Annotated in this window: 15 protein-coding genes; 11 read left to right on the top strand and 4 right to left on the bottom strand. The window is 58.7% G+C overall.

The features are described 5' to 3' along the window. Nucleotides 1–57 precede the first annotated feature (57 nt). The 10 genes from H8S34_RS13740 to H8S34_RS13695 all read left to right on the top strand — a co-directional run bounded on the left by H8S34_RS13740 (nucleotide 58) and on the right by H8S34_RS13695 (nucleotide 10,771). On the top strand, nucleotides 58–405 hold the full coding sequence (locus tag H8S34_RS13740) for a hypothetical protein (RefSeq protein WP_235964346.1): 348 nt from the start codon (nucleotides 58–60) through the stop codon (nucleotides 403–405). A gap of 14 nt (nucleotides 406–419) precedes the next feature. After that, entirely contained in the window at nucleotides 420–2,339 is a 1,920-nt protein-coding gene (locus tag H8S34_RS13735) for a V-type ATP synthase subunit I (RefSeq protein WP_243208036.1), read from the top strand. A gap of 30 nt (nucleotides 2,340–2,369) precedes the next feature. Beyond that, a complete protein-coding gene (locus H8S34_RS13730; protein ID WP_346727989.1) occupies nucleotides 2,370–2,888 on the top strand; it encodes a V-type ATP synthase subunit K in 519 nt (172 codons plus the stop codon). Between the two features lie 38 nt (nucleotides 2,889–2,926). Then, nucleotides 2,927–3,526 carry a V-type ATP synthase subunit E gene (locus H8S34_RS13725; RefSeq protein WP_186964294.1) on the top strand — a complete coding sequence of 200 codons (600 nt, stop codon included), beginning with the start codon at nucleotides 2,927–2,929 and terminating at the stop codon, nucleotides 3,524–3,526. 33 nt (nucleotides 3,527–3,559) lie between these two features. Further along, nucleotides 3,560–4,561: a V-type ATPase subunit gene (locus H8S34_RS13720; RefSeq protein ID WP_235964348.1), complete on the top strand. Its 1,002-nt coding sequence runs from the start codon at nucleotides 3,560–3,562 to the stop codon at nucleotides 4,559–4,561. Continuing rightward, entirely contained in the window at nucleotides 4,548–4,862 is a 315-nt protein-coding gene (locus tag H8S34_RS13715) for a V-type ATP synthase subunit F (RefSeq protein ID WP_186964293.1), read from the top strand. The genes H8S34_RS13720 and H8S34_RS13715 overlap by 14 nt, the downstream gene beginning before the upstream one ends. Nucleotides 4,863–4,939: 77 nt before the next feature. Next, nucleotides 4,940–6,715: a V-type ATP synthase subunit A gene (locus H8S34_RS13710; protein WP_186964292.1), complete on the top strand. Its 1,776-nt coding sequence runs from the start codon at nucleotides 4,940–4,942 to the stop codon at nucleotides 6,713–6,715. Then, entirely contained in the window at nucleotides 6,712–8,094 is a 1,383-nt protein-coding gene (locus tag H8S34_RS13705) for a V-type ATP synthase subunit B (protein WP_101691080.1), read from the top strand. Before H8S34_RS13710 ends, H8S34_RS13705 begins: the two co-directional genes overlap by 4 nt. A 3-nt stretch (nucleotides 8,095–8,097) precedes the next feature. Next, nucleotides 8,098–8,811, top strand: coding sequence for a V-type ATP synthase subunit D (locus tag H8S34_RS13700; RefSeq protein WP_101691081.1), 714 nt, complete (start codon nucleotides 8,098–8,100; stop codon nucleotides 8,809–8,811). A gap of 130 nt (nucleotides 8,812–8,941) precedes the next feature. After that, nucleotides 8,942–10,771: an LTA synthase family protein gene (locus H8S34_RS13695; protein WP_186964291.1), complete on the top strand. Its 1,830-nt coding sequence runs from the start codon at nucleotides 8,942–8,944 to the stop codon at nucleotides 10,769–10,771. A gap of 64 nt (nucleotides 10,772–10,835) precedes the next feature. On the opposite strand, the gene H8S34_RS13690 is transcribed toward H8S34_RS13695, so the two are convergent. Then, nucleotides 10,836–11,216, bottom strand: a complete 381-nt coding sequence (locus tag H8S34_RS13690) for a hypothetical protein (protein WP_101691083.1) — start codon at nucleotides 11,214–11,216, stop codon at nucleotides 10,836–10,838. 228 nt (nucleotides 11,217–11,444) lie between these two features. On the opposite strand from H8S34_RS13690, the gene spoVAC reads away from it, so the two are divergent. Continuing rightward, nucleotides 11,445–11,888, top strand: coding sequence for a stage V sporulation protein AC (gene spoVAC, locus H8S34_RS13685; RefSeq protein ID WP_101691084.1), 444 nt, complete (start codon nucleotides 11,445–11,447; stop codon nucleotides 11,886–11,888). A gap of 33 nt (nucleotides 11,889–11,921) precedes the next feature. Here the strand turns inward: spoVAC and H8S34_RS13680 are convergent, their stop codons facing one another. The 3 genes from H8S34_RS13680 to metA all read right to left on the bottom strand — a co-directional run bounded on the left by H8S34_RS13680 (nucleotide 11,922) and on the right by metA (nucleotide 14,194). Then, entirely contained in the window at nucleotides 11,922–12,332 is a 411-nt protein-coding gene (locus H8S34_RS13680) for a NifB/NifX family molybdenum-iron cluster-binding protein (protein WP_101691085.1), read from the bottom strand. Nucleotides 12,333–12,406: 74 nt separating this feature from the next. Then, nucleotides 12,407–12,751, bottom strand: coding sequence for a DUF134 domain-containing protein (locus H8S34_RS13675; protein WP_101691086.1), 345 nt, complete (start codon nucleotides 12,749–12,751; stop codon nucleotides 12,407–12,409). Between the two features lie 528 nt (nucleotides 12,752–13,279). Next, on the bottom strand, nucleotides 13,280–14,194 hold the full coding sequence (gene metA / locus H8S34_RS13670) for a homoserine O-acetyltransferase MetA (protein ID WP_101691087.1): 915 nt from the start codon (nucleotides 14,192–14,194) through the stop codon (nucleotides 13,280–13,282). Nucleotides 14,195–14,433: the final 239 nt, after the last annotated feature.

The following is a 14,433-nucleotide window of genomic DNA, read 5'->3' as shown; positions in this document are numbered from 1 at the left end:
AACTTGCATTTTATAGACAGTTCGAGTATGATTTCAATATAATCAGGATGGTTTATTATGGAATACGACCAAAAGAAAGGCGGTGAAGATATGTCTTTGGAGGGAATCAAGCAGGTGACAGAGGCCGAGACGCTGGCGCAGCAGCGCAAGAACGAGGCACTGGCGCAGGCGAAAAAGACCGTCGCGGACGCCCGCCGCGCCGGGGAGGAGCGTTTGAGCTCCGCCCGGATGCAGGCTGAGGCGCAGGTGAAGGGATTTTTGCAGGAGGCCGAAGAGCGTGCCTCCAAACACACGGAGCAGGTGCTGGCCGAGACCAGGCAGGCCTGCGACGCGCTCCGGCAGGAGGCTGAGGGCCGACTGGCGGATGCCGCGGCACTCATTGTCAGAAGGGTTGTGAATGTCTGATGTCCATCGTCAAAATGAAGCGGATTCGCCTCTTTGGCATGCGGTCAGACAGAGAAGAGATTCTCCGGGTACTCCAGCGGGCAGGCTGTGTGGAGATCGATGAGCCCTCCGATCTGGAGGGCGCGGCCTGGCAGGGCCTTTCCCGGCCGGATGACCGGGCGCTCAACGAGGCCAGAGAGGCCAGTGCGGCCGCTTTGGCAGCCCTGGGTATCCTCAAAAAATATGCTCCCGCAAAGGGCGGACTGCTCAAGGCGCGGCCCGTCATTTCCGAGCGGGAGCTGTTTGACGAGGAGGCATACCGGGCCGCACTGGATACAGCGCACAAGCTCGTGGAGGCAGAGCAGCATATCACGGGACTCAATGCCGAGATGAGCAAGGTGAAGAGCCAGAAGATGGCGCTCGCCCCCTGGCTCGGACTGGATCTGCCGTTGGAGACGGCCTCGACCCGTGAGGTGACCATCCGCCTGGGCACGGTGCCCGGAAAGGTGGTCATGGAGGAGCTTCTGAGCGCGCTGAAGGGCGTTACGGATCTGGTACAGCTCACCGAGATCAGTGCCGATCAAAATGCCCACTATCTCTTCTTTGCCTGCCACAAGGCGGCGGAGGAAGCGGCGGATCAGGTCCTCAAGGATTACGGCTTCTCCCTGGCCAGCCTGAAGGGCTGGACCGGCACCGCCCGGGAAAACGACCGAAAGCTGGATGAGACGCTGGCGGAACTGGAGCGCGAGCTGGAAGCGGCAAAAGCCGGTATTGCGGACCAGAAGGGGGCCAGAGAAGCGCTGGAGCGCTGTGCCGACCGGGCGGCCCAGGAGGTGCGCCGGGAGGAGGCCAAGAGCCGTCTGCGGGACACCGAGACCGCCTTCTTCCTGGAGGGCTGGGCCCCGGCCGAGTCGCTGGATGTCCTGCGGCAGAAACTGGAGCCCTTCGGATGTGCGTTTCAGGCGGAGGACCCCACAGAAGAGGACTATCCCAGCGTTCCGGTCAAGCTCAAGAACAATGCGCTGACCCGGCCGCTGAACATGGTCACGGAGATGTATTCGCTCCCGGCCTATAACGGGATCGATCCCAACCCGCTGATGGCGCCCTTCTTCATTCTCTTCTACGGCATCATGATGGCGGATATGGGCTACGGCCTGCTGATGATGCTGGCCTCGGTATTCGTACTCAAGAAGGCCAGACCAAAGGGCGGGATGCACAACTTCTTTGCCCTGCTGGGGCTGTGCGGCATCAGTACCTTTGTAATGGGCGCCCTGACCGGCGGCTTCTTCGGTGATTTTATCCCGCAGCTGCTCAAGGTTATCAACCCGGAAAGCCAGTTCGTCTGGTTCTGGAAGCCCCTGTTCACACCGCTGGACAACACCTTGCAGATCCTGGTGGGGTCCATGGTACTGGGCTTTGTACAGATCAATGCGGGTATGCTCATCAGCTTTGTGAAAAAGCTGAAGGAGGGCCAGTATATGGACGCGCTCTGGGAAGAGGCCACCTGGTGGGTGGTCTTTGTGGGAGCGGGCCTGGCCATCCTGGGCGTGACCCCTCTGGTCCTGGCACTTGGCGGTATTCTGGTGGTAGCCGGTCCGGTGGTCACAAACAAGGGATTTGGAAAGATCACCGGGATCTTTGGCTCGCTCTATAACCATGTGACCGGATACTTTGGCGATATCCTCTCTTATTCCCGACTGATGGCCCTGATGCTGGCCGGTTCGGTCATTGCCCAGGTGTTCAATACACTGGGCGCCATCCCCGGAAATGTGGTGATCTTCGTGATCATTTCCATGGCGGGCAACGCGCTCAACTTTGCGCTCAACCTGCTGGGATGCTACGTCCATGACCTGCGTCTGCAGTGCCTGGAATACTTCGGAAAATTCTATCAGGACGGCGGCAAGCCGTTCCGACCGCTGGAGATCAACACGAAATTTGTGGATATTCAAGAGTAATCGTTTGAGGAGGAACTAACAATGACTGATATGAATGCATTGATGGAGCTGCAGCAGAGTCTGACTTTCCTGGGCAGCATCGGCGGCCTGGCCCTGGCCCTGCTGGGCGCCGGCCTGGCGGCAGTTTTGAGCGGCATCGGCTCGGCAAAGGGCACCGGCATCGCCGGTGAGGCCGGCACCGGCCTGCTGTGCGAGGACCCTTCCAAGTTTGGTAAGGTCATGATCCTTCAGGTTATCCCCGGCACCCAGGGCCTGTATGGTCTGGTGGTGTGGTTCTTCGCCATCTTCCGCATGGGCCTGCTCTCCGGCACCCTGCCTGAGCTGACCATTGCCCAGGGCATGCAGTACCTCTTTGCCTGCCTCCCCATGGCGCTGGGCGGCCTCTTCTCCGCCATCGCGCAGGGCCGCGTGGCTGCCGGCTCCATCAACATTCTGGCCAAGAAGCCGGACGACTGGGCCAAGGGCATGGTGCTGTGCATCACCGTTGAGTTCTATGCCATCCTGTCCCTGCTGGCCTCCATGCTGATGATCATCAACATCAGCGCCTGATCGGGACGCCCCACTGTGGAAAGGCGGTAGACGACATCATGGACGGAATTGATAAAATCACCAGCCGCATCAATGCCGACGTGGACCAGGAGATCGCAGAGATCCAGGCCCAGGCGGCAGCGGAAGCGGCTCAGATCGCCGCGGAGTACGATCAGCGGTGCACCCAGGAGACGGAGGAGATCCTCTCCCGGGGCCGCAAGACGGCGGAAGAGCGGGAGGAGCGGCTGGCCAGTGTGGCACAGCTGGAGGCCCGCAAGCTGATCCTGGCGGCCAAGCAGGAGGTCCTGGAAGAGGCCTTCCGCAAGGCGCTGGAGGATCTTCTCAGCCTGCCGGAGCAGGAGTATGTGGAACTGCTGGCCAAACTGATTACCAAGGCCAGCCAGTCCGGGAGTGAGCAGGTCATCTTCTCGCAGAAGGACCGGCCCCGTTATGGAAAGGCGGCGGTCACCCGCGCAAACGAACTGCTGGGTGAGCGGGGACGCCTGACGTTGGCGGTGGAGACCCGCCCCATCGGCGGCGGCTTCATCCTCAGCGACGGAGATGTGGAAGTCAACGGCACCTTTGAGACTCTGGTCCGCATGCAGCGCCGTGAGATGGATGCTGCTGTGGCCAAGGTCCTCTTCCATGAAGGAGCTTGATTCCGCTCCCCAGACGGGAAAGGAGGAAGTGTCTTGTCCAAAAAGTTGAAAGACACGGATTATCTCAGCATTTCCACCCGGGTGCGGGCCATGGAGAACCGGCTGCTGACCCGGGAGCGCATGGAGCGGATGATCGATGCACGCACGGACGAGGAGGCCGCCAAGGTCCTGAGCGAGTGCGGCTATGGAGAGCTCTCCCGGCTCACTGCAACGGCGCTGGACGAGGTGCTGGCCAAAGCCCGGGACGCGGTCTATCAGGATCTGCGCACGGCGGTGCCAGACAAGCACCTCATCGATGTATTTCAGATGAAATACGACTATCACAACATCAAGACGCTCATCAAGGCGGAAGCCATGGGCGTAGACGCGGGACTTTACCTCTCCAGCGGAGGGCGGTACTCCCCGGTCAAGCTGACCGACGATTTCCGTCGGGAGGAGCTGCGGGATTACAGTGATATCTTCCGCACGGCGGCGGGCAAGGCCAAGGAGACGCTGGCCGCCACCCAGGACCCGCAGCTGGCCGACTTCATCCTGGATAAGGCCTATTTTCAGGAAATGATCGGCGCGGCCAAGGCGGTGGGAAGTCCCTTCCTGACCGGCTATGTGCGCCTGCTGGCCGATGCGGCCAACCTGCGCTCGGTGGTGCGCGCGGCCCGGATGGGGAAGGGGAGCGATTTTCTCGCCCTGGCCCTGGTCCCTGGCGGCAGCATTGAGGAGAGCACTCTGTGCCAGACCAAGAGCAGCGAGCTGACCGCCCTCTTTCAGGGCGGGGCGCTGGCGGAGGCTGCCGCCCTGGGTGCCGGTCTGATGGCCGGTCAGGGGCACTCCTTCACCGCGTTTGAGCGGGCCTGTGACAATGCGGTCAACGCCTATCTGTGTACGGCCCGACGGGTGCCCTTCGGAGAGCATCCGATCATTGGCTACCTCTATGCCCGGGAGGCGGAGATCACCGCCATCCGCACCATCCTTTCCGGACGTATGGCCGGTCTGAGCGCGGATATTATCCGGGAAAGGCTGCGTGATGCCTATGTATAAGATTGCAGTACTGGGAGACAAGGACAGCGTTCTGGGCTTCAAGGCCCTGGGGCTGGACGTGTTTCCGGTGGAGAGCGTGGAGGAGGCCCGCCGGGTGCTCCACGCCCTGGCCAGAGAAAATTACGCGGTGATCTATCTCACCGAGCAGGCAGCTGCTCAGATGGAGGCCGACGTAAACCGCTACAAGGATGAGCTCACACCCGCGATCATCCTCATTCCCGGGAAGGAAGGTTCCCTGGGAATCGGTATGGCCAATGTGAAAAGCGCGGTGGAACGGGCCGTTGGCGCGGATATCCTGTAAAAAGCCGCGGCGGAAAAGTCCTCTCCGGCGGAGAGGCAATGAGTTTGAAATCTGCCTTGAAAGAAGGTTGAAACCGAATGGGCAAAGTTGTTAAGGTTTCCGGTCCTCTGGTGGTAGCCACCGGGATGGAAAACGCCAACATGGCCGACGTGGTCCGCGTGGGCGAACAGCGTCTGATCGGCGAGATCCTGAATATGAACGGGGATTCCGCCTCCATCCAGGTCTACGAGGAGACCTCCGGTCTGGGGCCTGGCGCCGAGGTGATTACCACCGGCTCCCCCCTGGCGGTGGAGCTGGGGCCCGGCCTCATTGAAAATATCTACGATGGTATCCAGCGTCCGCTGGAGGAGATCATGCACAAGGCGGGCGCCAACATCACCCGCGGAATCGAGGTCCCGGCTCTGAGCCGGGAGAAGAAGTGGGCCTTCACCCCCGTGGCCAAGGTGGGCGACAAGGTCCAGGGCGGCGACGTGATCGGAACGGTCCAGGAGACCAGCGTGGTGCTCCACAAGATCATGATTCCCCCCAAGATGAGCGGTACGCTGGAGATGGTGGTTGCGGCCGGCGACTACACCGTGGAGGAGACCGTGGCGGTCCTCAAGACCGATAAGGGTGAGAGCGTCTCCCTCACCATGGTGCAGAAGTGGCCCGTCCGTGTGGGACGCCCCTATAAGCACAAGTATCCCCCCAAAGCGCCCCTGTGCTCCGGCCAGCGCATCATCGACACCATGTTCCCCATCGCCAAGGGCGGTACCGCCGCCGTGCCCGGCCCCTTCGGCTCGGGCAAGACCGTGGTGCAGCACCAGCTGGCCAAGTGGGCGGATGTGGACATCGTGGTCTACATCGGCTGCGGCGAGCGCGGCAATGAGATGACCGACGTGCTGCGGGAGTTCCCCGAGCTGAAGGACCCCCGTACCGGCGAGTCCCTGATGAAGCGCACGGTGCTTATCGCCAATACCTCCGATATGCCCGTGGCCGCCCGTGAGGCCTCCATCTACACCGGGATCACCATCGCCGAGTACTTCCGTGACATGGGCTATGACGTGGCCGTCATCGCCGACTCCACCTCCCGCTGGGCCGAGGCCCTGCGTGAGATGTCGGGCCGTCTGGAAGAGATGCCCGGCGAAGAAGGCTACCCCGCCTACCTCTCCTCCCGTCTGGCGCAGTTCTACGAGCGCGCCGGTATGGTGGAGTGCATCGGCTCCGATGAGGACCGCAGAGGTTCTCTGACCGCCGTAGGCGCAGTCTCGCCTCCCGGCGGCGACCTGTCCGAGCCCGTCTCCCAGGCCACCATGCGCATCGTCAAGGTGTTCTGGGCCCTGGACTCCTCCCTGGCGTACAAGCGCCACTTCCCGGCCATCAACTGGCTCAACTCCTACTCCCTGTATCTGGACTCCCTCAAGCCCTGGTTTGACGAGAAGCTGGGCAAGGAGTTCCTGGTGGACCGTGAGAAGGCCATGTCCATCCTTCAGGAGGAGGCCAGCCTGAACGAGATCGTGCAGCTGGTGGGCAAGGATTCCCTCTCGCCCAGCGACCAGCTGACCCTGGAGACGGCCAAGATGGTGCGGGAGGACTTCCTCCAGCAGAACGCCTTTGTGGACATCGACAGCTACTCCAGCTATGACCGGCAGGAGAAGCTGCTCTCCCTGATTCTGAGCTATGACCGCCTGTGCCGCGCCGCCATCGAGAAGGGCGCCCAGACGGTGGATCTCTTTGCCATCCCTGCCCGGGAGCGGATCGGCCGCGCCAAGAGCGCCGAGGCGGACCAGTATGTGGAGGTCTACGCCGATATCGCCCGCAGCATGGCCAGTGAGATCGACGCATGTGCCGAGAAAGGAGGACTGGACGTATGATCCGGGAATATAAAACGATCCAGGAGGTCAACGGTCCTCTGATGGTGGTCAAGAAAGTACAGGGCGTCGCCTACGACGAACTGGGCGAGATTGAGCTGCCCGACGGCACCGTCCGCCGCTGCCAGGTGCTGGAGGTCAACGGCGACAACGCGGTGGTCCAGCTCTTTGAGGCCAGCGCCGGCATCAACCTGAAGGACTCCAAGATCCGCTTCCTGGGCCATCCCCTGGAGCTGGGCGTGTCCGGCGATATGCTGGGACGCGTGTTCAACGGCATGGGCCGTCCCATCGACGGCGGCCCCGAGATCCTGGCGGAGGAGCACCGGGACATCAACGGCCTGGCCATGAACCCCGCCGCCCGTGACTACCCCAACGAGTTTATCCAGACCGGTATCTCCACCATCGACGGCCTGAATACCCTGGTCCGCGGGCAGAAGCTGCCCATCTTCTCCGGCTCCGGTCTGCCCCACGCGGCTCTGGCTGCCCAGATCGCCCGTCAGGCCAAGGTGCTGGGCGACGACGCGGGCAACTTCGCCGTGGTGTTTGCCGCCATCGGCATCACCTTTGAGGAGTCCGACTTCTTCGTGCAGGAGTTCAAGCGCACCGGCGCCATCGACCGTACCGTCCTCTTCACCAACCTGGCCAATGACCCCGCCGTCGAGCGTATCGCCACCCCACGTATGGCGCTGACGGCCGCCGAGTACCTGGCCTTTGAGAAGGGCATGCACGTGCTGGTCATCCTGACCGATATCACCAACTACGCCGAGGCGCTGCGTGAGGTTTCGGCCGCCAAGAAGGAGGTCCCGGGCCGCCGCGGCTATCCCGGCTACCTCTACACCAACCTGGCGACCATCTACGAGCGCGCCGGCCGTCAGCTGGGCAAGCCCGGCTCCATCACCCTGATTCCCATTCTGACCATGCCGGAGGACGACAAGACCCACCCCATCCCCGACCTGACCGGCTATATCACCGAGGGACAGATCATCCTGAGCCGTGAGCTCTTCCGCAAGGGCATCAACCCGCCTGTGGATGTATTGCCCTCCCTGTCCCGTCTGAAGGACAAGGGCATCGGCGTGGGCAAGACCCGTGAGGACCACTCTGGTACCATGAACCAGCTCTTTGCCGCGTACTCCACCGGTAAGGAGAACAAGGAGCTGATGTCCATTCTGGGCGAGGCGGCTCTGAGTCCCACCGATCTGCTGTACGCCAAGTTTGCAGATGAGTTCGAGAAGCGCTATGTCTCTCAGGGCAATGAGACCAACCGGACCATCCAGGAGACCCTGGATCTGGGCTGGGAGCTGCTCTCCATTCTGCCCCCCGCCGAGCTCAAGCGCATCAAGCCGGAGTTTATCGAAAAGTACCTCCCGAAAAAGGAGGGATAACGCATGCCGGCCATCAACGTGAACCCCACCCGCATGGAACTGACCCGGCTGAAGGGCCGGCTCAAGACAGCTGTCCGGGGCCATAAACTGCTCAAAGACAAGCGCGACGAGCTGATGAAGCAGTTTCTGGATGTGGTGCGGGAAAACCGGGCCCTGCGCAAAAAGGTGGAAGACGCCCTCATGCAGGCCTATGGCTCCTTTACGGTGGCCTCGGCCCTCATGTCCGGCGAGATGCTGGAGCAGTCCCTGCTCTACCCCAAGCAGAGTGTGGAGCTGGATATGAGCTTCCAGAACATCATGTCGGTCAATGTGCCCGTCTACCACTTCAAGACCAAGAGCGAGGACCCCGGAGAGGTCTATCCCTACGGCTTTGCCACCACTTCCGGCGAACTGGATGACGCCGTAGACAGCATGGCATCCGTCTTTCAGGATATGCTCAAGCTGGCTGAGATCGAAAAGACCAGTCAGCTCCTGGCAGAGGAGATCGAAAAGACCCGCCGCCGCGTCAACGCGCTGGAGTATGTCAAGATCCCTCAGATGCAGGAGGCCATCAAGTATATCTCCATGAAGCTGGATGAAAATGAACGTGCCACCACCATTCGTCTGATGAAGGTGAAGGATATGCTTCTGAAGGAAGCCATCGAGGAGCGGCAGGAAGAGACCCGCCGTGCCATCGAGGCATCCGGAGGACACCTCGGCCAGGCGGAGGAAATCTGATCCCAGGCACAGACACACCGGTATTTCAAACCGAAATGCCGGTGTGTTTTTTTGTCCCATTTTGACAGGAAGGGCAAATGGGTGTATAATGACGACTCCTGCCACGAAAAGAAACATGGGAGAATTTCGAATGCAAACAGTTCAGATATCGAATCAAACAAAGAAAATTGGAACTTATTTTGGCAAAGCTGCCCTGCTGCTCCTGCCGCCCCTGAGCGCCTTCTGGCTCATGCAGTTTATCCTGGGGGCCATGCCCTGGGAGATGGGGGTGGGGATCACGCTGGCCAATACGGCGTGCCTGGCCGGGCTCTATTGGCTCGCCTGCGCCATTTCCGGCTATCCGGCCATCTGCTGCATCGTGCTGCACGCCGCGGCAGGGCTGTGGGGAGCGGCCAACTACTTTGTGTCCGTGTTCCGTGGGACTCCCATTCTGCCCTGGGATTTCACCGCGCTGGGCACTGCGGCGGCAGTAGCGGGAAGCTATCGGTATACGCTGACCTGGCAGATGGCCGCGGCTATGGCAATCATGGCGCTGCTGATCTGGGGACTGCGCCATCAGATTCGAGGGGGCACCTTCCGTCCCAGCCGCCGCAGTCTGCCCCTTCGGCTGGGCGGTCTGCTGTTGGGCGGGCTGTGCCTGTTCCCGGTGCTTCAGCCCCAGTGCCTGGCCGCCTTCGGTGTGGAGACCGACGTATGGGACCAGACCGGGGCGTACCGCAATGGCGGAGCGGTGGCTGTATTTCTGCGCAATACCGAATTTATGCAGGTAACGCCCCCGGAGGATACCACGGCGGAGCGAGTCTCGGCCATTGTGGAGGGAGCGGACGAGGTGCCCTCTGCGGCAGTAAACGTGGAACACCCCAATATCATCGCCATCATGAATGAGTCCTGGGCGGATTTTGAATCCTTTGGAAACCTATCCCTCAGCGAGAGTGTGACCGACTACATTGATTCTCTGGACAATACGATCCGGGGAAAGGCATATGCCTCGGTCTTCGGCGCCGGTACCAGCGCCAGTGAATTTGAGTTTTTGACCGGCAACTCCATGGCCTTCCTGCCCTCGGGCAGCATCCCCTATCAGCAGTATGTGCTGGGCCCTACCGACTCCATGGCGTCCCTCCTGCGGGAGAACGGCTATGAGACCCGGGCCTTTCATCCGGGGGCCAGAACGTCCTGGCAGAGAAATATCGCCTACCCCCGCCTGGGCTTCGACACCTTTAAATGCAGAGAGGATATGGATGTGCCCCAGACGGAGGAGCATGGGTATGTGAGCGATGCCTCGGACTTTGCCCAGCTGATCTGGGAACTGGAGCACAAGGAGGAGGGGAAACCCCTGTTCCTCTTCAACGTGACCATTCAGAACCACGGGAGCTACACGGTGGAGGACTATCCCGCCGAGGTGACCTTGACCGATGAGCCGGGGGTTTATCCCATGGCAGAGCAGTATCTGACCCTGGCGAATAAGACGGATGAGGCCTTTGCCCAGCTCATCTCCTATCTGGAGCAGATGGAGGAGCCCACGCTGGTGGTCATGTTTGGAGACCACCAGCCGTCCGTGGAACAGGCCTTCCTGGATAAGGCCTATGGTGTGACACAGAGTGAGATGACCATGGAGCAGTACATGGGGAAATTCCAGGTGCCCTTTGTGATCTGGGCCAATTATCCCCTTCCCCAGGAGGGGCCTGAGATCACCAGCCTGAACTTTTTGGGGCAGCATGTGCTGCGGTATGCCGGAATCGAGAGCAGCCTGTATGGGAATTTCCTGTGGCAGATGCAGGAGAGCGTGCCTGCGTTGTCCTTCCCGGGATATTGGGATACCCAGGGAAAGGCGTACAGCCATTTGGAGAGCAATGGGTACACGGAATGGATCCAGGACTATGAACGGGTCCAGTATAACAATCTCTTTGGCGGAGAAGAGCGGCAGGACGCGCTCTTTGGAAGACGCCAGAGCGACGGATAAACGGATGGAGCGGCGCATTCCGATTCGGAATGCGCCGCTCCATGTCAAAGAGGGGGAAAGAGAGTTATGAGGCACGCTCCACGGAGACCAGATCGGCAGTGATTTTCTCCGAATCAGCATCCAATGTGCCGGTATATGTAACGACGACGCGGTCGCCGAGAGCTACATGGGAGACATCGACACCATTGAGGTTGAATTGAAAATAGCTATCACCGGAGGCAAGAACCATATAATCCAATTCGGTATCCACTAGATAGAATGTGCCGGTTACAGTTTCGGTTTCAAGCTCCGGGGTGCTGGAGGGAGCTGGGGTGTCTGCGGGGAGTGATGCGGAGGGAGAAGGAGAGGGAGTGCCCCCTCCCAGTGCAGGAATACTGCAGGAACTTAACGCCAGACTGAGGACAAGACAACCTGCAAGGAGAAAGGGAACCTTTCTTCTGAGCATAAGATCACTTCCTAATATTGAAATGACCGGTACAAGGACACCGGTGGGCACAAGATATCACATGGTATGCGCAATGACAAGGGCTTTCCAGCAACCTTTATCCTTCCGTAAGAAAGTATCATACTTTATCAAAGAATTAGAAAGAAACCTGACAAAAGGATGAAGATCAGCTGTATAAAAAATAAGAGTTGGCCCACACTAAAAGCAAGAACAAAGGAGGATGCGCAAATGGATATGACCAACCGGGAATACGGGGCCTATGTCAAAGCAAAAGCGGGGCGGTCGCCCCTCTGGAAAGACCTGATATGGGCCTTTTTGGTGGGCGGGCTAATCTGTGCCGGAGGGCAGGGACTGCGGCAGTTTTATATGAGCCGGGGCATGGATGCGGATGCTGCCGGAGGCGCGGTATCCATTACCTTGATCTTTTTGGCGGCTCTTCTGACCGGACTGGGGACCTTTGATAAGCTGGCCAAACGGGCTGGCGCCGGAACGCTGGTCCCTATTACGGGATTTGCAAATGCCATGGTCTCCCCGGCACTGGAATTCAAAAGCGAAGGACTGGTGACCGGTGTGGCAGCCAAAATGTTTACCATTGCGGGGCCGGTGTTGGTATTCGGTATTAGCGCCAGCGTGGCATATGGCCTGCTGCTGGTCCTCTTTGGATTGAACTAAAAAAATCCGCCCTTTTGATAAGGGCGGATTTTTTTAATGCTCGTGATGAGAACAGTCGTGATGATGCTCGCCGCATCCGTGGTCGCCGCAGGTATGGCCCTCCTCGTGATGGTGGTGGGAGCAGACCGTATTGGGATCGTAGCGGAGAGCACCGGCCAGAAGGGCCGCCACATTTTCATCTGCGCTGCCGGAAGCGCCGGGGTAAAGCTGAATCCCGGCCTGGGCCAGCGCCGTACGTGCGCCGCCGCCGATGCCGCCGCAGATAAGAACATTAACTCCGTGCTGCTGAAGGAAACCGGCCAGCGCGCCGTGGCCGCTGCCGTTGGCGTCAATGACCTTGGAGGAGAGGATCTGGGTGCCCTCTACCTCATAAACCTTAAACTGCTGGCAATGCCCGAAGTGCTGAAAAATCTGTCCGTTTTCATAGGTGACCGCGATGTTCATGCCAATGCCTCCTATTTTTTAGCTGATATACGTATTGTACACCTGTTTCTGACATAAGTCAATAAATAAAAGGCTCAGCGCTCCTCGTTGTTCTGGCGGCGTGGGCAGGGCTTTCCACAGCAGCCATGGGCATGGGGACAGAGGTCATAGACGCCGCCGCGGATGGAAAGCCGTTTTCCGCAGACCAGAGCTTCCGCCAGTTTGTACCGGGCGGATTCATAAATAGCCTGCACGGTAGTGCGGGCAACCTTCATTTGCTGGGCACACTCCTCCTGAGAAAGGCCCAGGTGGTCAATGAGGCGGATGGCCTCGTATTCATCGATCGTCATGTCAATCTGACCGGTACAGGATTGGAGCGGCACAAACTCCACCACTTTGGGCAGCTGACAGATCCGCCTGCGTTTGATTGGGCGTGCCATGAGACAGACCTCCTTTGTGTTTGGGGAAATCGCTTTTATGGTCATTATAGAGAAGAGCACAGTGAAAAGTCAATGGGGGACATGTGCACAAGATTTTAGATGATATTTCTAAAAAGGCATTGACAAAACGGGAAAACAATAGTACAATATAGCCAGAAAGAAAGGAGAGAGTCCAATGTACTAGGACAGAAGAATCCTTTCCGTGGATCGATCCGAAAAGGAAGATCCATAGCAGCGCAAGTGATCCAGGCAAGAGAAGATCCAGACGTCACAAGTTCCAAACTACCTCACGTGTGTGAGAAAAAGCGCCAAAGCCCCGGAAGCGAAATATCGTTGAAGGAAGACTTAGCGTAGAAGAAGTTTTTGGGTAACTGCAAAGGCGAGGAACACTTCACCAGCAAGGATCTCAGCAAGCGCAAATCTGTAGAAAGCAAGAGGTTGAGACATGACGGAAATCCAGAATCAGAAGTAGCCCCCCAGCCACGATGGATGGCTGGGGGGTTGTGTTTTATATTTCGGATTTCCGAATCAGATCTCCCGAATATCATATGGCGTGGTCTGATATACATAGTAATTCAGCCAGTTCGTGTAGAGCAGCTGTCCGGCAGAGCGCCAGCGTACAATGGGAGGACGACTGGGATCATTGTCGGGGAAGTAGTTGGCGGGAACATCAATATCCAAGCCCTTCTCTACATCCCGTCGATATTCCTTGGCCAGGGTATCCGGATCATATTCCGGATGCCCCATGATATAGAACCGGCGACTGTCCTGGGTTTTGACGGCAAATACACCGGCCTGCTCTGACGTGGCGATGAGCTCCAGCTCGGGGCGGCTCAGGATATCATCTGCCCATACCTCGGTATAGCGGGAGTTAGGGGCAAAAAAGACATCGTCAAATCCGCGGAACAGGGGAGAGCTGGGCTTGAGCACCTTGTGCTCATAGACACCAAAGAGCTTTTTGGGGAGACTGCGCTTTTGAATTCCGTGATGGAAATACAGTCCCGCCTGGGCTCCCCAGCAGATATGGAGGGTGGAATGCACGTGGGTACGGCTCCACTCCATGATCTCACAGAGCTCCGGCCAGTAATCCACCTGGTCAAATTCCATATTCTCCACGGGAGCGCCAGTGATGATCATGCCGTCAAACTTCCGGTCCTTCACCTGGGAGAAGGTCGTATAGAAAGAAGAGAGGTGGGATTCATCGGTGTGGCGGGAGACATAGCTGCTGGTCTGAAGAAGCTCAACCTGGATCTGAAGCGGAGTGTTGGAGAGCTTTCGCAGGATTTGGGTCTCGGTCACGATCTTCGTGGGCATCAGGTTCAGGATCAGAACATTCAGCGGGCGGATATCCTGATGCATCGCCCGATATTCCGTCATGACAAAGATGTTTTCTCCCTCAAGGGTGGTGCGAGCGGGAAGAGAATCAGGAATACGAATTGGCATGGGCGACATCTACCTTTCTGTCCGGTTCGAGTTTGATAGGAATACTTATATAGAGTAGCACACTTCAAAAAGCGGCGCAATGTCCATTTCTCTTATATGTAATTAAGGGGAGAGAAGGGGAAAACGAAAAAAGGAAAGAAAAAGTGAAAAAAGGTGTTGACAAAAGTGGTGTGGGGTGGTATTCTATCTGAGCGCCTCACGAGAGGGCACTGAAACGAGTCGAAAAGTGAGAAGAAACC

Origin of the sequence: Pseudoflavonifractor hominis (assembly GCF_014288125.1) — a bacterium.
GTDB lineage: Bacteria > Bacillota > Clostridia > Oscillospirales > Oscillospiraceae > Pseudoflavonifractor_A > Pseudoflavonifractor_A gallinarum.
This window is presented reverse-complemented; position numbering and strand designations above follow the sequence as displayed.